The sequence below is a fragment of the Erwinia sp. 009765445 genome (assembly GCF_058137865.1).
In genome coordinates, this window is the sequence record NZ_JBYUWC010000003.1 from 211,650 (window position 1) to 233,976 (window position 22,327).

Annotated in this window: 19 protein-coding genes and 1 other annotated feature; of the genes, 7 read left to right on the forward strand and 12 right to left on the reverse strand. The window is 55.7% G+C overall.

All coding sequences use genetic code 11. The features are described from left to right. Positions 1-94: 94 nt before the first annotated feature. The 3 genes from AC3Y5R_RS04415 to tal form a co-directional block, all read right to left on the reverse strand. Complete coding sequence (locus AC3Y5R_RS04415) at positions 95-1,402, reverse strand: MFS transporter (protein WP_489920318.1); 1,308 nt, start codon at positions 1,400-1,402, stop codon at positions 95-97. Between the two features lie 127 nt (positions 1,403-1,529). After that, entirely contained in the window at positions 1,530-2,117 is a 588-nt protein-coding gene (gene mog / locus AC3Y5R_RS04420; protein WP_489920319.1) for a molybdopterin adenylyltransferase, read from the reverse strand. 141 nt (positions 2,118-2,258) lie between these two features. Next, entirely contained in the window at positions 2,259-3,212 is a 954-nt protein-coding gene (gene tal / locus AC3Y5R_RS04425) for a transaldolase (RefSeq protein WP_158781892.1), read from the reverse strand. Between the two features lie 215 nt (positions 3,213-3,427). Between tal and yaaA the strand changes: the two genes are divergently transcribed. The 3 genes from yaaA to AC3Y5R_RS04440 all read left to right on the forward strand — a co-directional run bounded on the left by yaaA (position 3,428) and on the right by AC3Y5R_RS04440 (position 6,883). Beyond that, the gene (gene yaaA, locus AC3Y5R_RS04430) at positions 3,428-4,204 is read left to right on the forward strand and encodes a peroxide stress protein YaaA (RefSeq protein WP_489920320.1); all 777 of its coding nucleotides are present in this window, start codon (positions 3,428-3,430) and stop codon (positions 4,202-4,204) included. A 152-nt stretch (positions 4,205-4,356) separates the two neighbouring features. After that, the gene (locus AC3Y5R_RS04435) at positions 4,357-5,352 is read left to right on the forward strand and encodes a type III secretion system chaperone (RefSeq protein ID WP_489920321.1); all 996 of its coding nucleotides are present in this window, start codon (positions 4,357-4,359) and stop codon (positions 5,350-5,352) included. After that, positions 5,345-6,883: a hypothetical protein gene (locus tag AC3Y5R_RS04440; protein WP_489920322.1), complete on the forward strand. Its 1,539-nt coding sequence runs from the start codon at positions 5,345-5,347 to the stop codon at positions 6,881-6,883. The genes AC3Y5R_RS04435 and AC3Y5R_RS04440 overlap by 8 nt, the downstream gene beginning before the upstream one ends. Positions 6,884-6,918: 35 nt before the next feature. Here the strand turns inward: AC3Y5R_RS04440 and thrC are convergent, their stop codons facing one another. From thrC to AC3Y5R_RS04465, 5 genes are all read right to left on the reverse strand, one after another. Further along, complete coding sequence (gene thrC / locus AC3Y5R_RS04445) at positions 6,919-8,205, reverse strand: threonine synthase (protein ID WP_489920323.1); 1,287 nt, start codon at positions 8,203-8,205, stop codon at positions 6,919-6,921. A gap of 3 nt (positions 8,206-8,208) precedes the next feature. After that, positions 8,209-9,138, reverse strand: coding sequence for a homoserine kinase (gene thrB / locus AC3Y5R_RS04450; protein WP_489920324.1), 930 nt, complete (start codon positions 9,136-9,138; stop codon positions 8,209-8,211). Positions 9,139-9,140: 2 nt separating this feature from the next. Beyond that, complete coding sequence (thrA, locus tag AC3Y5R_RS04455) at positions 9,141-11,603, reverse strand: bifunctional aspartate kinase/homoserine dehydrogenase I (RefSeq protein WP_489920325.1); 2,463 nt, start codon at positions 11,601-11,603, stop codon at positions 9,141-9,143. 25 nt (positions 11,604-11,628) lie between these two features. Next, positions 11,629-11,750 (reverse strand) — a sequence feature (Thr leader region). Next, on the reverse strand, positions 11,686-11,757 hold the full coding sequence (gene thrL / locus AC3Y5R_RS04460; RefSeq protein WP_158785251.1) for a thr operon leader peptide: 72 nt from the start codon (positions 11,755-11,757) through the stop codon (positions 11,686-11,688). It overlaps the preceding feature by 65 nt. 193 nt (positions 11,758-11,950) lie before the next feature. After that, on the reverse strand, positions 11,951-12,649 hold the full coding sequence (locus tag AC3Y5R_RS04465; RefSeq protein ID WP_489920326.1) for a tRNA/rRNA methyltransferase: 699 nt from the start codon (positions 12,647-12,649) through the stop codon (positions 11,951-11,953). Between the two features lie 603 nt (positions 12,650-13,252). Between AC3Y5R_RS04465 and arcA the strand changes: the two genes are divergently transcribed. Next, positions 13,253-13,969 (forward strand): two-component system response regulator ArcA, encoded by a 717-nt coding sequence (arcA, locus tag AC3Y5R_RS04470; protein ID WP_158781900.1) that lies wholly within the window; start codon positions 13,253-13,255, stop codon positions 13,967-13,969. Between the two features lie 53 nt (positions 13,970-14,022). Here the strand turns inward: arcA and creA are convergent, their stop codons facing one another. Beyond that, positions 14,023-14,496, reverse strand: coding sequence for a protein CreA (creA, locus tag AC3Y5R_RS04475; RefSeq protein WP_489920327.1), 474 nt, complete (start codon positions 14,494-14,496; stop codon positions 14,023-14,025). A gap of 183 nt (positions 14,497-14,679) precedes the next feature. Between creA and robA the strand changes: the two genes are divergently transcribed. Next, the gene (gene robA, locus AC3Y5R_RS04480) at positions 14,680-15,561 is read left to right on the forward strand and encodes an MDR efflux pump AcrAB transcriptional activator RobA (protein ID WP_489920328.1); all 882 of its coding nucleotides are present in this window, start codon (positions 14,680-14,682) and stop codon (positions 15,559-15,561) included. 121 nt (positions 15,562-15,682) lie between these two features. On the opposite strand, the gene gpmB is transcribed toward robA, so the two are convergent. Further along, a complete protein-coding gene (gpmB, locus tag AC3Y5R_RS04485; protein ID WP_489920329.1) occupies positions 15,683-16,330 on the reverse strand; it encodes a 2,3-diphosphoglycerate-dependent phosphoglycerate mutase GpmB in 648 nt (215 codons plus the stop codon). Positions 16,331-16,381: 51 nt separating this feature from the next. Here gpmB and yjjX point away from each other — a divergent pair, with 51 nt between their 5' ends. Then, positions 16,382-16,927 carry an inosine/xanthosine triphosphatase gene (gene yjjX, locus AC3Y5R_RS04490; RefSeq protein ID WP_489920330.1) on the forward strand — a complete coding sequence of 182 codons (546 nt, stop codon included), beginning with the start codon at positions 16,382-16,384 and terminating at the stop codon, positions 16,925-16,927. Here yjjX and trpR read toward each other — a convergent pair. Continuing rightward, entirely contained in the window at positions 16,913-17,242 is a 330-nt protein-coding gene (trpR, locus tag AC3Y5R_RS04495; protein WP_158781905.1) for a trp operon repressor, read from the reverse strand. The genes yjjX and trpR overlap by 15 nt on opposite strands. Before the next feature lie 53 nt (positions 17,243-17,295). After that, complete coding sequence (gene sltY / locus AC3Y5R_RS04500) at positions 17,296-19,221, reverse strand: murein transglycosylase (RefSeq protein WP_489920385.1); 1,926 nt, start codon at positions 19,219-19,221, stop codon at positions 17,296-17,298. Between the two features lie 259 nt (positions 19,222-19,480). On the opposite strand from sltY, the gene AC3Y5R_RS04505 reads away from it, so the two are divergent. Next, the gene (locus tag AC3Y5R_RS04505; RefSeq protein ID WP_489920331.1) at positions 19,481-22,189 is read left to right on the forward strand and encodes a cation-transporting P-type ATPase; all 2,709 of its coding nucleotides are present in this window, start codon (positions 19,481-19,483) and stop codon (positions 22,187-22,189) included. Positions 22,190-22,327 lie beyond the last annotated feature (138 nt).

A 22,327-nucleotide genomic window follows, 5' to 3' on the forward strand; every position in this document is an offset into this window, starting at 1 on the left:
AGTGTCAATGGCGCGGGGAACACAGGCCGCGAATAAAGCGTCTCGTGCCATGGACGGCACGAGTCGGGCTGTCACAGGTGACGTCTTTTTGTTGTTAGCTATAACTGTCCGCCTGCCCGTTAACATCGCGGTGAGCGAAGTCCCGCTTCAGGTAAATCCCCAGCAACAAGCCAATGACCGACAGCGCCAGCACGTAATAAGCCGGAGCCAGTGGCGTGACGGCCATAATCAGCGTGACGAAGATCGGCGTTAACCCACCAAAAATAGCGTAGGCCACATTGTAGGAGAATGAGATCCCGGTAAAACGCACTTCAGCCGGAAAAGAACGCACCATCACATAAGGCACCGCGCCTACCACGCCAACGCTCAGGCCAACCAGAGCATAACAGGCGAACAGCAGCTCCGGATGTGTGCCCACCGCCCGGTAGAAAATCCAGCTACACGCAGCCAGCAGCAGGCTGCCGAAGATAAACGTTTTACTGGCACCAAAGCGATCGGCGGCAAGACCGGCACAGATACAGCCCACAATCAGCGCGATCGTCGCCAGGCTGTTAGCCTGCAACGCCTGCGCGGTAGGAATGTTATAAACCTTTTGCAGCCAGGTTGGCGTCATCAGGATCACCACCACCACCCCAGCCGAAAGCAGCCAGGTCAGCAGCATGCAGACGGCGATCTCTTTCCTGTGGTTAACCACCACGGCCTTTAGCGGCAGCTCAGCCGCCAGCGCTTTACGCGCCTCAAGCTCGATAAAAATCGGGGTTTCCTGCAGCCAGCGGCGCAGGTACATCGCCACCAGGCCAAAGGCTCCGCCGAGCAGGAAAGGAATACGCCAGCCACCTTCAACAATACCCTGCGGGCCAAAACCTTTGTTAATCAACGTTGCCACTACCGATCCCAGCAGGATCCCGGCGGTCAGACCAGCCGTCAGCGTGCCGCAGGCAAAACCGATACGCTTCACCGGTACGTGCTCGGCCACAAACACCCAGGCTCCGGGCACTTCACCGCCCACCGCTGCGCCCTGCAACATGCGTAACAGCAGCAGCAAAATGGGTGCGGCAATACCGAGCGTGGCATAACCAGGCAGTAATCCCATCGCCAGCGTGGGCAGCGCCATCAGCAGTATGCTGAGGCTGAACATCTTCTTGCGGCCTTTGCTGTCACCAAAATGCGCCATGATGATGCCGCCCAACGGACGCGCCAGATAACCGGCGGCAAAGATCGCAAAGGTCTGCACCTGGCGCAGCCAGTCAGGGATATCAGGAGGAAAGAAGAGGTCGCCAATCACCGCTGCGAAGAAGACAAAAATAATGAAGTCGTAGAACTCCAGTGCGCCACCCAGCGCCGCCAGAGAAAGAGTCTTATAATCCTGCCGGTTTAACCGGCGCGCGCTGTCGGAAAGCATAATGATTCAGGCACATCCAGAAGTAGAGGAAAAAAGTTTAGTTATTCTCTGTAAAGCTAACCGTACTATACCGTTCATTTTCCGCTACACCAGTCGCGCTGGATTTTATGCCTGAATCAGAGAATTTTTAGCCGTTTGTTTCGCGACGGGCGCTTTTGGGGCGAAATGCTGCTACCACAGCCGCGTGAGTTTCAACATAAGGCCCATCCAGCAACTGGATACAATACGGTACACTGGCAAAAATACCGTGAACCTTCGCCTTGCCCTGCTCATCCTTAAGCCCTTCCAGCGTCTCTTTAATCGACTTTGGCTGGCCTGGCAGATTAATGATTAACGACTGTTTGCGGATCACTCCAACCTGGCGCGAAAGGATCGCAGTCGGCACAAAGTTCAGGCTGATCTGGCGCATCTGCTCGCCAAAGCCCGGTATCTCCCGATCGGCAATCGCCAGCGTGGCATCAGGGGTCACGTCACGCCGGGCCGGACCGGTTCCACCGGTGGTCAGCACCAGGTGACAGAACAGCTCGTCCACCAGCTCACAGATTGCCTGCTCAATCATCGGCTGCTCGTCCGGCACCAGGCGTTTTTCAATCTCAAAAGGGGCCGCCAGCGCCTGGGTCAGCCATGCTTCCAGCGCGGGCAACCCTTCGTCCTGGTAAATGCCATTGGCAGCGCGGTCGGAAACGGAAATTAGTCCTATGCGTAATGTATTCATGGTGTCGTCACTGTGATTCCGTCCACCGCGGGAGCGCGGATACGGGATTTAAGAGGGATCTGGGCAAAGCATAAACTATTGCAAAGCGGGATGTACAGCGAGGGGGAAAAGCGTGGCCGGTTACCCCGGCCACGTCACAACTTACAACAGATCAGCGATCATCTTGTCGAGTTTGCCCTGGTCGATGGCAAAGTTACGGATGCCCTGAGCCAGTTTATCCACCGCCATCGGATCCTGGTTGTGCTGCCACAGGAATTCAGATTCGGTCATTTTCGCCGGACGCGCTTTCACTTCGCCAGACCATGACAGCTTACGCTCCAGCGAGCCTTCGCTCTCAGCCAGCTCTTTCAGCAGGCCCGGGGAGATGGTCAGACGGTCACAGCCAGCCAGCTCGATGATTTCGCCCACGTTACGGAAGCTGGCACCCATCACCACGGTCTCGTAGCCATGCTGTTTGTAGTAAGTGTAGATTTCAGACACGGAAACCACGCCTGGATCTTCATTCGCCGCGTACTCTTTCTTGTCGGTATTGGCTTTGTACCAGTCCAGGATACGGCCCACAAATGGGGAGATCAGGTAGACACCCGCTTCAGCGCAGGCACGGGCCTGAGCAAAGGAGAACAGCAGGGTCAGGTTACAGTTGATGCCTTCTTTTTCCAGCTGCTCAGCAGCACGGATGCCCTGCCAGGTGGAAGCCAGTTTGATCAGGATGCGGTCGTTGCTGATGCCGGCATCGTTATACAGTTTGATCAGGGAACGGGCTTTATTGATGCTGCCTTCGGTGTCATAAGACAGGCGCGCATCCACTTCAGTAGAGATACGGCCAGGCACCAGCTTGAGGATTTCCAGACCGATGTTCACCGCCAGTTTGTCAGCAGCGTACTGGATCTGCTCTTCTTTTTTGCTGCTCTGATCGCGTGCCCAGGCTACCGCTTCATCAATCAGCTTGCGGTATTCAGGGATCTGCGCGGCGCTCAGGATCAGGGAAGGGTTGGTAGTGGCATCTTGTGGCTGGTACAGCTTCATCGCTGCAATGTCGCCGGTATCGGCAACAACGGTAGTGAGTTGACGCAGGGAAGTCAGTTTGTCCGTCATAGTTGTCATTCTCATCAGGTAGAGTTATCGGGTTCTTGAAAATCTCTGTCACGGATAATATCACGCACCACCTTCCATGCAAGGTAAGGTTGCCGCCAGAACACTGAGTGCTAAACCCCGTCAATGGCAGCGATTTGTCCCTTCATCGCACTTTTTTGCTACAGTACTGCCTTCCCGATTTTGCCTTCTCTGACGTATTTAATAAGGAACCTCTCATGCTGATGATTATCTCTCCGGCCAAGACGCTGGATTTCGAAAGCGAGCTGGCGACCGACCGCTTCACCCAACCGGCGCTGCTGGATGATTCCCGGAAACTGATTGAGGTGGCGCGCAAGCTGACGCCAGTGCAGATTGGCAAACTGATGAGCATCAGCGACAAGCTGGCTGACCTGAATGCCGGACGCTTCCAGAACTGGCAAACGCCCTTTTCTCCGGACAACGCCCGCCAGGCGATTCTGGCTTTTAAAGGGGATGTTTACACGGGGTTGCAGGCTGAGACCTTTAAAGAGAAAGATTTCGACTTTGCCCAGCAGCATCTGCGTATGCTTTCCGGCCTGTATGGCTTGCTGCGCCCGCTGGATCTGATGCAGCCTTATCGTCTGGAAATGGGCATAAAGCTGGAAAATCCGGCAGGTAAAGATCTCTACAGCTTCTGGGGCGATCGTCTGACCGTAGTGCTAAACGAGGCGCTGGCAGAGCAAGGTGATGATGTGTTGATCAACCTGGCTTCCGATGAATACTTTAAAGCGGTGAAGCCGAAGAAGCTGAACGGCCGCATCATCAAGCCGGTGTTCCTCGACGAGAAAAACGGCAAGTTCAAAGTGATCAGTTTCTACGCCAAAAAAGCGCGTGGGCTGATGAGCCGCTATATCATTGAGCACCGCCTGAGTAAACCCGCCCAGCTGAAAAAATTCGACGTTGACGGCTATTTCTTCGTGGCTGACGAAAGCAATGAGCATGAACTGGTCTTTAAACGCCACGAAGCCCCATAACTTCAGGTTATCCCTAAGGCGGCCCGGCCCCTTGTGCGGCTGCCTTTACCTCCCCCCAATTTACGCCAGCCATACCTTTTACTGATGCCTGGAACTGTGACACTTTTTTGAACACACAGGCCTTACCGCGTCAATTCAGCCATGAGGTAGGTATGGATCGGCATTTGCTTAAAACCATCAGCGACCGGATCTGGCAGGCGTCACATCCGCAGGTTGAAACCCGAAACTCACTGACAGAAAACGCCCTGCCTGAATCATCGCGAGCCTGGCTTCAGGCCGCCGCCAGCCAGTTTGCCGTCGATCAACCCCGGCAGGAGGAGTTTGCCCGTACGGGAGTGATCAAGCTGACTGCCCTGCATCTGGTGACGATCTGTCAGAGCGAGGTTCCAGTCCCCTTATGGCTGGTTGCCGGATGGCTGCAAAAACCTCAGGCCCTGCATCCGGAAAGCTGGCAGGAAGCCCTGCTGCGGGTGAATGATGTGGCGATGGCGATGAGTGGCATTGCGATCTCTGTTGATGAACACGGTAATACGCTACTGCTGAAGCGGCTGGCTTTCGATGCTGTGGGTGATGCTGATGCGCTGGCGGAGGTAATGAACGATGTTGACTCGCTCGCTGCCAGTCTGGTGGATTTGCTGCTGTCGCTGGGTCAGATTTCGCCAGAGCCAGAGGAACCCGTTCCGCCGCTGCCAGAGTGGATTGCCGGCTGGCAACAGCAAACCGCCAGGCAGAGCGATGCGCTGGCACAGCAGGCTTTGCAGACGGAATGGCATCATCCGCTGCTGCAACAAACGATCGGGCTGCTGGGATTGCCCACCACCCGCTATATTGAGGATGGCTGTTTTGGTTTACTGCACTTTCCTGAACGATCGATTGAAATCATCGCCTGTGCCGATCAGCGCCACCTGTCTCTCTCCACGCCGTTGAACCTGACGCTTTCCACCGAAGAACTGCTCTCCGTCAACAGCGAGCTTCAGGTGTTAACCAACTGCGCGTTCGCACTGAGTGGCGAGAAAATCTGTCTGGTTTGCCGCTGGGACACCACCGGGCTGGACGCTGAGGCTTTTGCCGGATGGCTGGCTGACTTTATGACCCTGTGCGTGGCGTTTGACCGCCGTGAACTGACTAAGGAGGAGAACCATGAGTAACTCGATCCGGCACGTTCCCGGTCAATATGAAATGACCACACCCGGCACCCGGGGCGACATTGAGAGTGGCCCGCAGCCGGATAACAGGCCGGGACGGGCAGCCAGAGCAGCAGGCAGCGCGACCCAGTTTTTTTCCGGGATGAAGGAGAGCGCAGGACGCGGTTCCCGTGCGGCCTGGGAAGGCATGAAAAGTGGCGGAAGCTACGCTCTGGGAAGTGCGAAAACAGCGGGTAATGCCACCTGGGGCGGGATGAAAACGGGCGGGAACATGGCCTGGAGCGGGGCCAAAATCGTCGGAAACGCCGGGTGGAAAGGCGCTAAAATAGCAGGGCGGACCGGCTGGAATGACACCAAAGCTTCAGCCATCAGCCTGGGAAAATTCACCGCTGCCCCGCTGCAAAATAAAGCCTGGGGCGCGCTGGGCGGCCATGCCCTGCAGCAGATGATCACCTGTGGGCTGCCAACGATGATGCGTGAAGAGGCGTTTATCGAAGCCTATAATCTGATGCTGCCCCATCTGGCGGAGAAGCATCCTGCGGCTGCGGTTGGACTGCAGGTCGCCCTTTCGCTGGCTAATATCGCCGCCCATCAGCATATCCGTGAACCGAGACTGGCCCGCGATCCGCAAAATAATGAAGTTGCCGTACGGGGACAATTTGGCCTCAGTCCCAACCAGGCCGACGTTATCCGCCGCGATAAACCTGAAGAGTGGGCACGTTTGAGCGCGCAAACCGCAACGGATTCAAGTCGGGTAACCGGACAGCAGATTGCCGCAGAATTGCTCAACGTGGGGATGTCATTAGCTGGCGCAATTTCGGGGAATTCTGGCCTGACGGCTCGCGTGCTCAGCACTCAGTTACGAAACGTCATTTACGCCGCCACACGTGAATCACTGCAGGCCACGGGCAGTATGGTTGCCTCGCAGGATGGCAAAGCCAGTTTTGGGGTCAGTGATGACAATATGAGTACCAACGGTGCATGGTATACGCTGAATACGCTGGCTATGGGCATGTTACAGGATGGTCTGATTCAGAAAGCGCTGCCGAAGGGTTACAGCGTCTCCGGGCCTGAACTGCGCGATGCCGCAGGTCAGCGCCTCAGTGGCAAAGAGCTGCACGAAATGGCAGCGATCGTTTCCTCGATCCGTGCCGCCTGTAACTCGGTAATTGAAACGGGTGATGCCTTTTTAGGGAAACACTACGACGCGAAGCAGGTGGGCGATTCGCAAAAGCTCTCCCCTTCCCTGCCGATGAAAGATTACGGCCGTCTGCTCGATCATTCGATAGCCCGCCTGAGCTGGAATAACATCGCTAACTCAACCACATTACTTTCACAGCAGGGATTCAATGCCCTGACCAAAGGCAAAGCGCCACAGCTGCTCTCCAGCCTGTTCAACAACGCCGGGACGGCAGCTGCATTCGGGCTGACTTATAAAATGGTGAATCAGATCTATCAGGCACACAGCAAGGTACGTGGCGATGTAGCAACGGCCAGTCAGGCAGCCGGGCAGCAGAGGGGAGCAAACAGTTAAAACTGGCCCCGACCGGGAAGTCAGGGCCTTCGGGTTTATTTGTGCAGCAGGAAGTCGCGCAGTTCGGCGAAATCAGCCGCCATGTTGTGCGACAACAGCGGCAGATCGGCCCGCTCGGCTAAAGCTTCCGGCAAGGGGAGTTTCTGACCCAGAATCTCTTCCACGCTCTCTTTGAACTTGGCCGGGTGCGCCGTGCCGAGGAACAGGCCAAACTCCCCTTCCTGCAGCTGATCGCGCAGCAGACGGTAAGCAATAGCCGCGTGCGGCTCGGAGATATACCCCAGATCCGCCAGCTCACGCATGGTGGCTTTGGTGGTTTCATCATCCACTGCGCCATAGCCCAGATCGGTCAGACGCCAGGTTTTGCGACGGAAGATCTCTTCCACACGCGGCCAGTTGTTCGGCTGGCTGACGTCCATGGCGTTCGACAGCGTGGCAACGGTTGCATTTGGCAGCCATTCCCCCCCGGTCAGGAAGCGCGGAACGGTGTCGTTAGCGTTGGTGGCTGCGATAAAACGCTTCACCAGCAGGCCCAGAGACTTCGCCAGCAGACCGGCCGTCAGGTCGCCAAAGTTACCGCTCGGCACGGAAATCACCAGCTGGTTACGTTTTTCCTGCGGCAGCTGGGCCACCGCTTCGAAGTAATAACAAATTTGTGCCAGCAGGCGGCTGATATTGATCGAGTTGGCAGAGTTCAGGCCGATAGCCTTTTTCAGCAGCTCATCATCAAAGGCCTGTTTCACCAGAGACTGGCAGGCATCGAAATCACCATCGATGGCGATGGTCTGAATATTGCCGCCCAGCGTACAGAACAGTTTTTCCTGCAGCGGACTGATTTTGCCCTGCGGATACAGGATCACCACACGGACGTTGTCCATGCCGTAAAAGGCGTGGGCCACCGCAGCGCCGGTATCACCGGAAGTGGCAGTCAGAATGGTGATTTTCTCATCCGCTTCGCTTACATAGGAGAGCATCTGCGCCATAAAGCGACCGCCGAAGTCCTTAAAGGCCAGAGTCGGGCCGTGGAACAGCTCCAGTGAGGCGATATCATCAGTGACTTTCGCCACCGGAGCCGGGAAGGCAAAAGCACTCTTCAGGCGCTCGTGCAGCTGGTGCGGGGCGATTTCGTCGCCAATGAAAGCCGAGAGGATCTTGCTGCTACGGCTGACGAAATCCATTTCGAGCATTTCGTCGATATCGGTCAGTTCAAATTCCGGCAGCTCAAGGGGGAAAAAAAGCCCCTGCTGTTTACCCAGACCCTGTTTCACCGCCTGTGAGAAGCTAACCTGCTCGTTGTGATCCTTAAGATTATACAGTTTCATGCGTTATCCCAGTTTACGTGCGCCTGCCGTGTCGATCCGGCAAATATGGACGAAGCCTTCATCATTCTGCAGATAGTGCTGGCGGAGCCACTCTGCCATGCGCTGCGCCGTATCCGGTTGATTACAGACGGCAAACAGCGTTGGACCAGAGCCGGAAATGCCGCAGGCCAGCGCGCCAATGTCCTGCGCGGCCTGACGGGCTTCAGCAAACCCTGGTAAAAGTTTAGTGCGGTATGGCTCAGCAATCACATCGCGCATCAGCTTCGCCGCCAGCTCAGGCTGTTGCGTGTGGCAGGCATGGATAAACCCGCCCAGATAGCGACCGTGTTTAATAATGTCTTCTTTACGGTACTGTGCTGGCAGGATTGCCCGCGCTTCAGCCGTGGAAACTTTGATCCCCGGATAGGCCATCACCCACAGCCAGTCAGCAAAGCCCGGCACTTGCTGGCTGATAATGCCGTTCTCTTCCAGCATCAGCTGGATACCGCCAAGGAAACAAGGCGCGACGTTATCGTAATGAACGCTGCCGGAAATCCGCCCTTCCAGCTCGCCCATCAGCGCCAGCAGTTCGGTGTCGTTCAGCGGCTTGCCACAGTGCTCGTTCATCGCCATCAGACCTGCCACCACGGAGCAGGCGCTGGATCCCAGCCCCGAACCAATCGGCATGTTTTTCTCCAGCGTCATCGCCACCGGCACGCGCTCCCCGATAGCTTCACAGAAGCGGTCCCAGCATTGCCAGACAATGTTTTCCTGCGGATTGGTCGGCAGCTTGCTGACGAAACTCCCCTCGTTGCGCAGGCTGAACTCGCTGGCCGCTTCCACGGTCACGCAGTCACCCAGCAGGGTACCGTCTACCGGAGACACTGCCGCACCCAGCACATCAAAGCCTACGCTGACGTTGCCAATTGAGGCAGGGGCATAAATCTTGACCATCGTTAAACTCCCAACTTCCATGACAAGGTACGCAGCAGATCGGCAAACACACCCGCAGCGGTCACATCGTTGCCCGCACCATAGCCGCGCAGAACCAACGGAATCGGCTGATAATAGCGGCTGTAGAAGGCCAGCGCATTCTCACCATTTTTTACTTTATACAGCGGAGAGTGCTCGTCCACGGCATCTATTTTCACCCGGCAATGGCCGCCCTCTTCAATCGCCCCGACAAAGCGCAGCACTTTGCCTTCCTGCGCCGCGCTGGCCACGCGGGTTGCAAAGGCGTCATCCAGCTCTGGCAGACGGGCCATAAAGGTTTCCACATCTTTAATAGCGGTGAACTCTGCTGGCAGGACATCTTCAATATCGATGTCGCTCAGCTCCAGCTGGTAACCCGCCTCACGTGCCAGAATCAGCAGCTTGCGTGCCACGTCCATGCCAGAGAGATCGTCGCGCGGGTCCGGCTCGGTAAAGCCCATTTCACGCGCCACGCGGGTCGCTTCAGACAGCGAAATACCTTCGTCCAGCTGACCAAAAATAAAGGAGAGCGAACCGGAGAGGATGCCGGAGAAGTGGATCAGCTCGTCACCGGCATTCAGCAGATTCTGCAGGTTCTCGATTACCGGCAGGCCCGCGCCCACGTTGGTATCGTACAGGAATTTACGGCGGGATTTCGCTGCGGCTGCGCGCATCTGCTGATAGTAATTCCAGGAGGAGGTATTGGCCTTTTTGTTCGGCGTCACCACGTGGAAGCCATCAGCCAGGAAATCGGCATACTGGTCGGCCACGGTCTGGCTGGAGGTACAGTCAACGATCACCGGATTCAGCAGGTGATACTCTTTCACCAGGCGGTTCAGTCGCGGCAGATTAAAGGGCTCTTTCGCTTCCTTCAGGGCTTCCTTCCAGTTTTCCAGCGCAATACCGTGCACGTTGGTCAGCAATGCTTTCGAATTGGCGATCCCGCAGACACGCAGGTCAATATGCTTATTCTTAAGCCACGCCTGCTGGCGATGCAACTGGTCGATCAACGCTGCCCCCACACCTCCCACGCCAATCACAAAAACTTCGATAACCTGGTCGGTGGCAAACAGCATCTGATGCACAACCCGCACGCCCGTAGTGGCGTCTTCGTTGCTGACCACTACGGAGATTGAGCGCTCGGACGAGCCCTGGGCAATCGCCACGATATTGATATTGGCGCGCGCCAGTGCCGAGAAGAACTTGGCAGAAATGCCGCGCAGGGTACGCATACCGTCGCCGACCACGGAGATCACCGCGAGGTTTTCCATCACGTCCAGCGGCTCCAGCAGGCCGTCTTTCAGCTCAAGGTAGAACTCATCTTCCAGCACGCGACGGGCGCGCAGCAGGTCACTCTGCGGCACACAGAAGCTGATGCTGTATTCGGAAGACGACTGGGTGATCAACACCACAGAGATTCCGCTGCGGGACATTGCCGCGAAGACACGGGCTGCCATGCCGATCATGCCCTTCATTCCCGGCCCGGAGACGTTGAACATCGCCATATTGTTGAGGTTGGTGATGCCCTTAACCGGGTTGTCATCATCGGAGCTGTCACCACCGATCAGCGTACCAGGAGCCTGTGGGTTGGCGGTGTTTTTAATCAGGCATGGGATCTGGAACTGGGCAATTGGTGTGATGGTGCGGGGATGCAGTACCTTGGCACCAAAGTAGGAAAGCTCCATCGCTTCCTGGTAAGACATTGATTTCAGCAGTCGCGCATCTGGCACCTGACGCGGGTCACAGGTATACACACCGTCGACATCAGTCCAGATTTCGCAGCAGTCAGCACGCAGGCAGGCGGCCAGTACGGCAGCGGAGTAGTCGGAGCCGTTTCGGCCCAGCACCACCAGTTCGCCTTTATCATTTCCGGCAGTGAAACCAGCCATCAGCACCACGTTTTTTGCAGGGATTTTGCTGGCAGCAATACGACGGGTGGATTCAGGAATATCTACGGTGGATTCAAGGTAGTGCCCGAGGGCCAGCAGCTTCTCAACCGGATCAATCACGCTGACGCCGTGACCCCGAGCCTGCAGCAGACCTTCCATAATCGCAATGGAGAGCTTTTCGCCGCGACAGATAATGGCCGCGTTCACGCTGTCCGGACACTGGCCAAGCAGGCTGATGCCGTGCAATACCTGCTTCAGCTGAGCGAACTCCTGATCCACCACTGCTTTCAGCCTGTCGTAATTAAAGCCCGGCTGCGCTGCGGCCAGTCCCTGCAGCAGCGAGGCAAAAATGTTCTCCGCATCGCTGACGTTGGGCTGCGCGTCCTGCCCGCTGATGGTCTTCTCGATCATCGCCACCAGATTGTTGGTGATTTTTGCCGGCGCGGACAATACGGTAGCAACCTGTCCCTGCTGCGCATTACTTTCCAATATGTCAGCCACACGCAGGAATCGTTCCGCATTGGCTACTGAGGTTCCACCGAATTTCAGCACTCGCATGTTCAAGCTCTCCTGAATTTTTGCCGAAAAAAAAGCCCGCACTGTTCAGGTGCGGGCTTATTTTTGATTCTTCCTGTATGCGTCAGCCCGCACCGTTACCTGTGGTAATGGTGGTGGTAATAATGATTGTTGTCATCAGGCTGTTTGTACGCATTTTAAATTTATCGTCTGTCTGTCTGTAAATTCTGTCGGCTTTCAGAAGTAAAGCATATGCCCCGCTAAGTCAATTTTTTTATCGCCTTGCGGCAGAACCGCTGAATAACCAGCCTGACGGGAATTTCGCAAAATGCAGATCTGATCTTTTAGCTATAGCCATAACATCAGGATCACTTGCTGAATTCGGAAATTTAATCAGATTTTTTATCTATAAGTTTTTTTTCTACGTCATGCAGCAGACGGTGCAGCATAGCAGTATCACGCTGCTCCAGCAGGCCAATACGCTGCGCCAGCCAGTCCATCAGCTTCTGGTCATCGCTGACTGCCAGGCTGTCCAGCAGGCGATCCACCCGCTGCCTTAACGCCGCCAGTTGGTGTCCGTCTGCCGGCAGTTCCTGCGAAGCAGTCACCTGACGCAGGGCCGAGAGTTGATAGCAGTAAACCATTACCGCCTGCCCCAGATTCAGCGAAGGGTAATCGGCAGCCATCGGGACACCGGTCAGCACATCAACCAGCGCCAGCTCTTCATTGGTCAGTCCGGTATCCTCGCGGCCAAACACCAGCGCGGCGCTTTTCACCCACTGCTGCTTTTCCTGCAGCAGTGCTTCAACCTGCTGTGGAGTGGCGTAGTAACGAAACTTAGCCCGGCTGCGGGCTGTGGTGGCAATACTGAAATCAATATCGGCCAGCGCAGCTGACAGCGTGTCCCAGTGGGTGACATTGTCCAGAATGTCTCCCGCACCATGGGCAACCCAGCGAGCCGCGGGTTCGAGATGGGCCAGGCTGTTGACGATACGCAACTCGTCAAAGCCCATGGTTTTCATGGCACGGGCGGTCGCACCCACGTTTTCAGGACGGGCCGGTGAAACAAGGATAAGGGGAAAGCGCATAGTCGCCTGTCTGCTGTTGAATGAAACCGTTAATGCTGACATGGGTTCAGGTTAAAAAAAAGCATGACCTTTTTAACCATTTATTAACAATATAGATAAATCATAACTTGTCATAATCAAAAACTAAGGCATTAGTTCCCTTAAATCAGAGATAAAAACATTTATCTCACTATAATCCCATTTACTTCAAAGAATTAACAAATGTTAAAATTTAGCTCTGCTATGTTCACAAATCGGGCCAGTGAACCGCAGTTAAATAATCAACTTTGTGAGCTAAGCTGGCATTCTGGGAAGAGTTTTTCATAAAAGAGTTAACGTGCTACAATTGATTTGATATAAGTCAATTAAGCCTTAATTATTGCCTGTTGCTCGTGGCTTGTGCTGTTATGTTGCTGTTAATGAGGTTAGGATATACGCCATTTTTGATCGTGCCGTGACGAGGTGGAGCCCTTATTTGACAGACTGCGCCGCCCGGTCCTTGATGGCTTTTTGACATATTCTGTACGGCTGTTGCAATGCGTATGATGACGCCCCTGTTTTTATCAGGTAGTTTAGCAGCTGTATGCCCCATATCGTTTTGTTGGCAATTTAGGTAGCGAACACATGCAGACCCCGCACATACTTATCGTTGAAGACGAATTAGTTACTCGTAATACTCTCAAAAGTATTTTTGAGGCCGAAGGCTACATGGTTTATGAAGCTACGGATGGCGCAGAAATGCACCAGATTCTGACGGAAAATGACGTCAACCTGGTGATTATGGACATCAACCTGCCAGGCAAAAATGGCCTGCTGCTGGCGCGTGAATTACGTGAACAAGCTAACGTAGCCCTGATGTTCCTGACCGGTCGCGACAATGAAGTTGATAAAATTCTGGGCCTGGAAATTGGTGCCGATGATTATATCACCAAGCCTTTCAACCCACGTGAGCTGACTATCCGCGCCCGTAACCTGCTTTCTCGCACCATGAACCTCGCTCCTCACAGCGAAGAACGCAAGCTGGTTGAAAGCTATCGCTTCAACGGCTGGGAACTGGATATCAACAGTCGCTCTCTGGTCAGCCCACAGGGCGAACAGTACAAGCTACCGCGCAGTGAATTCCGCGCCATGCTGCATTTCTGCGAAAACCCGGGCAAGATCCAGACTCGCGCCGATTTGCTGAAGAAAATGACCGGTCGCGAGCTGAAGCCGCATGACCGTACCGTAGACGTGACTATCCGCCGTATTCGTAAGCACTTCGAATCCACGCCGGATACGCCGGAAATCATCGCCACCATCCACGGCGAAGGTTACCGCTTCTGCGGCGATCTGCAGGACTAACCCGCCCTGCAGAAAGTCAGAGGGCCTTTGTTCTGGCCCTTTTTCTTTTCAGATCATTTATTCCACGGCATAATAGGCACGGCACTCAGGGCATTTTTAGGCGACCCGTCCACGACTTTATCGGAATAGCTCAGATAGATCAGCGCATTACGTTTTTGATCGTAAAACCGCACCACCTGCAGCTTTTTAAACACCAGTGAAGTACGCTTACGAAACACCACCTCGCCCTCTGATTTGCCCTGGGCAATTTTGTCGCTGAGTTCAACTGGACCGACCTGCTGACAGGAAATGGCCGCGTCTGAGGTATCTTCCGCCATACCCAGTCCCCCCTTGATGCCACCGGTTTTTGCCCGGCTGATATAACAGGTTACATTTTTTACATCAGGGTCGTCGAACGCTTCGACAATGATTTTGTGGTCTGGCCCAAACATCTTAAACACCGTATCCACAGAGCCCACCACCTCTGCCCGGGCGGAAAGGGATGTTGAAATTACAGACGTGATTATTAACAATTTTCTCATTGTCATAACGTTACCATTGCAAAAAATAGATGACATTGTAAGTTAACCTTCTTCAGGCTTTCACTCAGTTGAAGGCGATAACCGCATATCTAACGCGCACTGGTATAACACACTTGTCGAACGTGTGGCTTAAGCACGACGTGAAATTGTTTTCCGTTGCACCAATCTTGAGTAGGATGAGGACGATTTATGGATCAAGCCGGTATCATTCGCGACTTGCTAGTCTGGCTTGAAAGCCACCTTGACCAGCCGCTGTCCCTGGACAACGTGGCGACCAAGGCCGGGTATTCAAAATGGCATCTGCAGAGAATGTTTAAAGAAGTTACCGGGCATGCGATTGGCGCCTATATCCGCGCGCGTCGCCTGTCGAAAGCCGCAGTGGCGCTCCGTCTTACCAGCCGTCCGATTCTGGACATCGCCTTGCAGTATCGCTTTGACTCACAGCAGACGTTTACCCGTGCGTTTAAAAAACAGTTTAACCAGACCCCGGCGTACTATCGCCGCTCGTCAGACTGGAACTCGTTCGGGCTGCGTCCGCCAATCCGCCTGGGCGACTTCCACGTGCCGGAAGCGACCTATGTCAGCCTGCCGGAAACGGTGCTGATTGGGCAGACGCAGAGCTACACCTGCACCCTTGAACAGATCTCCAGCTACCGTGATGAGATGCGCCTGCACTTCTGGCGTCAGTTCCTGACCGAGACCGATATGGTGCCACTGGTGCTGTATGGCCTGCATCAGTCCCGCCCGAGCGTGGAAAAGGACGACGAGCAGGAGATCCTCTACACCACGGCGGTGCCGTCAGACAAGCTGTCTCAGCCGATGCAATCTACGCAAACGGTATTGCTGGAAGGGGGGGAATATGTGCAGTTCACCTACGAGGGACCGCAAAATAATCTTCAGGAATTTATCCTGCTGATTTACGGTACCTGCATGCCAACACTCAAGCTGACGCGACGTCATGGTCAGGATATCGAACGTTTCTATACCCACGGCGGTAAGAAACGTGCCGAGCCGCCAACGGATATCCGCTGCGAGTATCTGATCCCGATCCGCACTCCGGAAGAGGCATAACCCGCGTAACGTGATGGGCGGAATAAATTATTCCGCCCATGCAGAAACATCCGGCGCTATTCCGCAGATCCAACCGCAACGAATAACATTCCGACGGGGACGAATTCATTTCGTCCCGCTCCTAGCGTTGCAGTTCGTCCAGTGCGGGTTCAGCCAGATGTGACACATCCCCGGCCGTTTCCACCACCCAGCCTTCTGCCAGCCAGGCGCTCTGCTGGTGATCGACGCGGGAGATGGAACAATTGCGTAAGCGCAGCCGACGTTCGGCATGAGCAGGCAGGCCCAGCAGCGTACTGACCAGCACGCCCAGCGCCATACCGTGGCTGACAATCAGCGGACGGCTTCCGGCTGGCAGTTTGAGACAGGCATTCAGCGCATCATGCATTCTGGTGGCCATTTCCGTCATCGATTCGCCGTTGGGAATGCGGCCATTTTCCGTCCCGTCCACCAGCGTCTTCCGCCAGCTCTCTTCCTCTTCGGTCAGCGAATCCAGCGGGCGCTGTTCCAGCACGCCCATGTTCAGCTCACGCAGGCGCGGGTCAAGCTGGACATTACAGCCGCAGGCATCAGCAATGATTTCGGCAGTACGCTTAGTGCGGCCCAAATCACTGGAGATAACGTGGGTAATTCCCAGGTGCTTCACCCGTTCTCCCACCTGATGTGCCTGCTGCTCTCCTTTCTCAGTCAGCGCGCTGTCCGACTGTCCCTGAATGCGTCGCGCTGCATTCCAAAGCGTTTCCCCGTGGCGAACAAGATAGACCTGTAACATTGCTATTTTCCGTTATACTGCGACAAATTTGCGTAGAGGGTTCAAACAATTATGTACCATGTTGTCGCTGCTACCATCAATCCAGCCAAAATTAAGGCAATTTCTCTGGCGTTCAGCGATATTTTCGGAGAAGGATCCTGCCATATTGAGGGTGTCCAGGTCGACAGCGGCGTGGCACTGCAACCCCTGACAAACGCAGAAACGAGAACTGGCGCACGCCAGCGGGTGATGAATGCCCGTCAGGTTCGGCCGGAAGCGGACTTCTGGGTAGCGATTGAGGCCGGGATCGAAGAAGACACCGCCTTTGCCTGGATGGTGGTGGAAAACCATAAACTGCGTGGAGAGTCCCGTTCGGCCAGCTTTACGCTGCCTGCCATTGTCATGAAGGGCATCCATGAAGGCCGTGAACTGGGCGAAGAGATGGCGCGCCTGACCGGCATTGATAACATCAAACAAAAAGGCGGGGCCATCGGTGCATTCACCGCCGGGCACCTGACGCGCACCAGCGTTTATCATCAGGCGCTGATCCTGGCACTATGCCCCTTCCATAACGAAATTTACCAGCTGAAAGAGCACGACGACTCAGATCTTATCTGACCCGTTGAGCAGCTGTGCCTCCAGCCAGGCCTTCAGCGCTGGCGGCGCACTTTTCAGGCTGTTTGAGCCGCGCGTGATAGTGGCAATGCCCACGCCCAAATCATTTTTCAGCTCGCGCTGGCTGAGTTCGCCACGCATCAGCTCTTCAATAATCCGCAGGCGCGTGCCCAGCGCTTCGCGCTCGTCCGGCGTCATCATCAGTTGCAACAGCGGCAGATGCAGCTCGTTGCTGAAAGCACGCTGCAGCAGCGTAACAAAACGCTGCCACTCTTCGTTGTGCGGTTCCATGGTTACGGGAACGGAAGATTCGGTCATGTGTGGCCCATACTCTTAAACTAGTACAGCAGCATAGCACAGGCCACCGTGGATCAGTAGCGGCGTTGCCACTCGCTGTCGGCCAGAATCTTATCCGGTTTGTTCATGAAATAGCGGTAGTAGGCATCATAGGCCAGCACGTTCTTCACGTAGCCGCGCGTTTCCGAGAACGGGATCGTCTCGATAAAGGCCACGGCATCCAGCCGCCCTGCACTGTTCCCCAACCAGGTTCTCACCCTTGACGGACCGGCATTATAAGCCGCCGAGGAGAAGATCCGGTTCTGGCCAAACTGCTGGTAAACCGACTCCAGATACTGCGTGCCGATCTGAATATTGGTTTCAGGATCCAGCAGCTGGCTGCTGTTGCTGTAGCCCGGCAGACGGTAAACCTTCACCGTATGCTGCGCCGTGGCGGGCATCACCTGCATCAGGCCGGAAGCGCCAACCGGCGAGCGGGCTTTCGGGTTCCAGGCACTCTCCTGGCGGGCAATCGCCATGGCGTAGCTGATCGGGATCGCTTTCCCCTGACTGTAGCGGTTGAACTGATCCTGATAAGCCAGCGGGAAGCGTTCCTGCAGGCTGTTCCAAAGCTTGCCGGAGATGGTCGCCTGCACGCTCAGATCCCACCAGTTTTGCTCGTGAGCATAGCGGGCCAGCTGCTGTTGCTGGCTGCTGGTTTTGCTGCCGACCAGATAGCTCCATTCCGAGCGGGCAAGGTTGTCCATTCCCCAGTACATCAGCTCGCGCACGCGGGCGATCTCCGGCCCCTGAGTCAGGCTGCTGTCCGGCTCAGACGCTTTATCCACCTGCAGAGTATAATCGACGCCCAGACGCTGTGCGGCCACCATCGGATAGAAACCGCGCTCCTGCATCAGCTTGCGCAGAATCGTTTTGGCCTCTTCTTTCCGCCCTTCATCCATCAGCAGGTCGGCCTGCCAGTACTGCCACTCATCCTTCTGCTTGGCTTCCACCGGCAGACGCGCAATCCAGGTATTCAGGCCACGGCGATCGTTATTGCCCAGCGACATCCTTACCCGCCGCTCAATCAGCGAGGTCGAGTCGCTGCGCATCACCACGGTGTCACGCCAGCGCGCCTGTTCGGACGTGATGTCATTGCCCATCAGCCGCCAGGCCACCGCCTCGTTCAGATCCTGCTCTTCCTGCTCGCTCATCTTCTGCAGGCGAACCAGCGAAGGGATCATTGCCCTGGCGTTCTCCACATCTCCCCGCGCCACTCTGGCGAAGGCGACGGAAGTGGCCTGGCGGGTGAAATCGGTCGGCCCCACGCTACGGGCAAACGACTCGACGTTTTGTGGATTGTTTTGCAGATCCATGATCGCATTAGCCATGGTCTGGTAATCAGGCGGAAGCTGACCGGCCAGGAAATTCACCAGGTTGCTGTTTCCCTCTTTCATCGCCAGGCGAATACGTTCCAGCGTGGTAATCGGCGTTTGCTCCCCGGCCCCCTGCCAGACGCTGAACAGCTTGTCACAGGTGCCCGGCAGGGAGGTTCCACGCAACCAGATGGATTTGGCGCCGTCATAAGCCACCTGCTGCTGGCCGGTCGCCCATTTGGCGTAGTACCAGTTACAGCGGGCCGCTACCGGCTTCGGCTCTTCCGGGCTGAACACCAGCAGTCCACGCCAGTCCTGACGGCGAGCCAGCTCGTTCACAAAACGCGCTGACAGAGAGCGAACCGGCGGCAAAGTGGGGTATTTTTTAATGAAGTCGCTGACCACAAAGCCGCTTTCCTGATCCAGATCCTGAGCCAGCTGGCGGTATTCAAGGTAGGGATAAAGAGGGTAATCACGCAGTGTGGGCATCAGCTGCGCCACCGTGTCTATTTGATTGCTGTCCCATGCCTGCTTAATCTGCAGATAACGGCTGCGCTGGGCATCCAGAGAGTCCGCATGTGCCATACCTGCCATCACTGCTGTTAAACAGGCCCCTGCTATCCACAACTGCCACTTGTCCGCCATGACTTTCCCCACGTTAACGCCTCGCTTTATCCGTTATGACTCGTCCAACTTCCTTCATGCTAACCAGGCAAAGCACTTGTCGCTATGTTAAGCACAAAAATTTACTCAGCGCCCGCACTCTAAACGGCCACTAAACCAGCAGCATATTGCAGAATATTTCCGAAAAAAGAGTGCTTCGGATCAATAAGCTCATATCAGGCTTCCTTCAGCATAGCCTCCCTTAGCAAACATTCTAAACAACTCACCTGAAGGAATATCTATGTCGCGATTACCTCCAGCCTCTTCCCGTCAGAAAACTGACGTAGCCTGGTACCGGTACGATACTGCAACGGTACTGAAGAGATTGACCAGCGCTCAAGCGGGATTATCCGTGGAAGAAGCGCAAAAACGCCTGGCCGAAGATGGCCCAAACCAGCTGCCACAGCGTGAAGGCAAAAGCGCACTTATGCGCTTTCTGGCCCATTTCAACGATGTGCTGATCTACGTTTTGCTGGCTGCCGCAGTGCTGACCGGCGTAATGGGACACTGGGTGGATACCGCGGTGATCCTTGGCGTGGCGGTGATCAATTCACTGATTGGCTTTGTGCAGGAAAACAACGCCGAAAAGTCACTGAAAAGTATTGAAAATATGCTGCCTGCCCAGACACAGGTGATGCGTGGCGGTCAGATTCAGACCATTGAAGCCAGCGAACTGGTGGTGGGAGACATTGTGACCCTGCGGGCTGGCGACCGTATCCCGGCCGATTTACGCCTGATTGAGGCGCACAATCTGCGGGTGGAAGAAGCCATTCTGACCGGCGAATCCACGGCGGTGACCAAGCAAACCGGTGAGATCGCAGCTGAGGTGATGATTGGCGATCGCGATAACCTCGCCTTCTCCGGTACCACCGTTAGCGCAGGCAGCGCCACCGGCGTGGTGATTACCACCGGCGGTGATACCGAGCTGGGGAAAATCAACCATATGATGGCGGATATCCAGCCGCTGCGCACGCCGCTGCTGGTGCAGATGGACAAGCTGGGCCACGCGATTTTCCTGATCATTCTGGCGATGATGGCCGCGCTGTTTGTCTTTACTCTGCTGCTGCGCGATATGCCTATGGGCGAACTGCTGCTGTCGCTGATTGGGCTGGCGGTGGCTTCCGTACCGGAAGGTCTGCCTGCCATCATCTCCATTATTCTCTCCCTCGGCGTACAGGCAATGGCGCGTAAGCGGGCGATTATCCGCAAGCTGCCAACCGTGGAAACGCTTGGCGCGATGACCGTGGTGTGCAGCGACAAGACCGGCACGCTGACCATGAATGAGATGACGGTAAAAGCCGTGCTGCTGGCTGGTAACAACGTGCGGGTGGAAGGCAACAGCTATCGCCCTGAAGGCCGTTTTCTCAGTGAAGAGGGGCAGCACCCTGTTGATGTGGCGTCCAGCCCTCTGCTCGCCCGCTTCCTGCGTAACGTTGATCTGTGCAATGAAAGCACCATGATTCAGGACGCTCAGGGACACTGGGGCATTACCGGTGGTCCGACTGCCGGTGCGCTGAAAGTGCTGGCGGCGAAGGGGCATCTGCCCGAAGAACAGATCCGCCTGATTGATAAAATTCCTTTCGACTCGGCCTGGAAATATATGGCAACCCACCACCAGATTGGTGGCGAGCAGCAAATTTTAGTGACCGGTGCGCCAGACGTGCTGCTGAAGCTGTGTGGATCACAGATGACAGCAACAGGCAGCGAACCGCTCGATCAGCAGCACTGGGAAGATGAGATTGCCCGCTTCGCCCGTGAAGGGCTGCGTATGGTCGCCAGCGCCTTTAAACCGGTGGATGACAGCCAGCCTGCGCTGACCCACCAGTGCCTTGAAAGCGGCCTGATCTTCTGCGGGATTGCTGCAATGATGGACCCACCGCGTCCGGAAGCCGTGGCGGCAATTGCTGACTGCCATCGTGCCGGTATCCGCGTGAAAATGATCACCGGTGACCATCAGGAAACCGCCATGGCCATCGGCAGAATGCTTGGGATCGGCGACGGTCGCAACGCGCTGACCGGCTATCAGCTGGAGCACATGACGGACAGTGAACTGGCCGATGCGGCGATCCGCTACGACATCTTTGCCCGTACCAGCCCGCAGCATAAACTGCGCCTGGTGAAAGCGCTGCAGGATAAAGGTGAAGTGGTTGGCATGACCGGTGACGGCGTTAACGATGCGCCTGCCCTGAAGCAGGCCGATGTCGGCATCGCGATGGGCATCAAGGGTACCGAGGTGACCAAAGAAGCCGCCGATATGGTGCTGACCGATGACAACTTCGCCACCATCGCCAACGCGGTGAAAGAAGGCCGTCGCGTTTACGATAACCTGAAAAAAACCATCCTGTTTATCATGCCAACCAACCTGGCGCAGGGTCTGCTGATCGTGATTGCCATGCTGATGGGCAACCTGCTGCCGCTGACGCCGGTGCAGATCCTGTGGATGAACATGGCGACCTCCGCCACGCTCTCGTTCGGGCTGGCCTTTGAGAAAGCCGACAAAAACGTCATGCGCAGGAAACCGCGTGATGCCAAACGGCACGTGATGGATGGCTATGCCATCTGGCGCGTCGGCTTTGTGGGAAGCCTGATTGCGGTCAGCGCCTTTATGCTGGAAGCCTGGCTGCAGCCTCGCGGCTACAGCGCGGAATTTATCCGCACCGTGCTGCTGCAAACGCTGGTAACCGCGCAGTGGGTGTACATGCTGAACTGCCGTGATACTGAGAGCTTCTCGCTGAGCCGTGGCCTGCTGCAGAACCGCGGGATCTGGCTGGTCAGCGGCGTGCTGGTGCTGCTGCAGCTGGCGATAATCTATCTGCCATTTATGAATACGCTGTTTGGCACCGTGCCGCTGCCGCTGACCTTCTGGCTGGTGCCGCTGGCTGTAGCTGCCGTGCTGTTCCTGATTGTCGAGATCGAGAAACCGCTGACCCGTAAGTGGCGCAAATCGTAATCCAGTGAAATCAGGGCGAACAGTCGCTCCTTCAACAGATTGTTTTCACGGGCGGAACTCTTTCCGCCCGTTTCAACAATTTGCCCAAGTCGTCATGCAGTATCTGTCCCGCGCGTTCAAAAGATTCCCCTGCCCCAT

Bases quoted from the DNA above. Each gene is read 5' to 3' on its own strand.
- AC3Y5R_RS04465 (WP_489920326.1), bottom strand. From the start codon at position 12,649: ATGCGCTTTCCCCTTATCCTTGTTTCACCGGCCCGTCCTGAAAACGTG.
- thrA (WP_489920325.1), bottom strand. From the start codon at position 11,603: ATGCGAGTGCTGAAATTCGGTGGAACCTCAGTAGCCAATGCGGAACGA.
- creA (WP_489920327.1), bottom strand. From the start codon at position 14,496: ATGACAATGAGAAAATTGTTAATAATCACGTCTGTAATTTCAACATCC.
- thrB (WP_489920324.1), bottom strand. From the start codon at position 9,138: ATGGTCAAGATTTATGCCCCTGCCTCAATTGGCAACGTCAGCGTAGGC.
- tal (WP_158781892.1), bottom strand. From the start codon at position 3,212: ATGACGGACAAACTGACTTCCCTGCGTCAACTCACTACCGTTGTTGCC.
- AC3Y5R_RS04435 (WP_489920321.1), top strand. From the start codon at position 4,357: ATGGATCGGCATTTGCTTAAAACCATCAGCGACCGGATCTGGCAGGCG.
- sltY (WP_489920385.1), bottom strand. From the start codon at position 19,221: ATGGCGGACAAGTGGCAGTTGTGGATAGCAGGGGCCTGTTTAACAGCA.
- trpR (WP_158781905.1), bottom strand. From the start codon at position 17,242: ATGACCGAATCTTCCGTTCCCGTAACCATGGAACCGCACAACGAAGAG.
- arcA (WP_158781900.1), top strand. From the start codon at position 13,253: ATGCAGACCCCGCACATACTTATCGTTGAAGACGAATTAGTTACTCGT.
- AC3Y5R_RS04440 (WP_489920322.1), top strand. From the start codon at position 5,345: ATGAGTAACTCGATCCGGCACGTTCCCGGTCAATATGAAATGACCACA.
- AC3Y5R_RS04505 (WP_489920331.1), top strand. From the start codon at position 19,481: ATGTCGCGATTACCTCCAGCCTCTTCCCGTCAGAAAACTGACGTAGCC.
- gpmB (WP_489920329.1), bottom strand. From the start codon at position 16,330: ATGTTACAGGTCTATCTTGTTCGCCACGGGGAAACGCTTTGGAATGCA.
- mog (WP_489920319.1), bottom strand. From the start codon at position 2,117: ATGAATACATTACGCATAGGACTAATTTCCGTTTCCGACCGCGCTGCC.
- thrC (WP_489920323.1), bottom strand. From the start codon at position 8,205: ATGAAACTGTATAATCTTAAGGATCACAACGAGCAGGTTAGCTTCTCA.
- robA (WP_489920328.1), top strand. From the start codon at position 14,680: ATGGATCAAGCCGGTATCATTCGCGACTTGCTAGTCTGGCTTGAAAGC.
- yjjX (WP_489920330.1), top strand. From the start codon at position 16,382: ATGTACCATGTTGTCGCTGCTACCATCAATCCAGCCAAAATTAAGGCA.
- AC3Y5R_RS04415 (WP_489920318.1), bottom strand. From the start codon at position 1,402: ATGCTTTCCGACAGCGCGCGCCGGTTAAACCGGCAGGATTATAAGACT.
- yaaA (WP_489920320.1), top strand. From the start codon at position 3,428: ATGCTGATGATTATCTCTCCGGCCAAGACGCTGGATTTCGAAAGCGAG.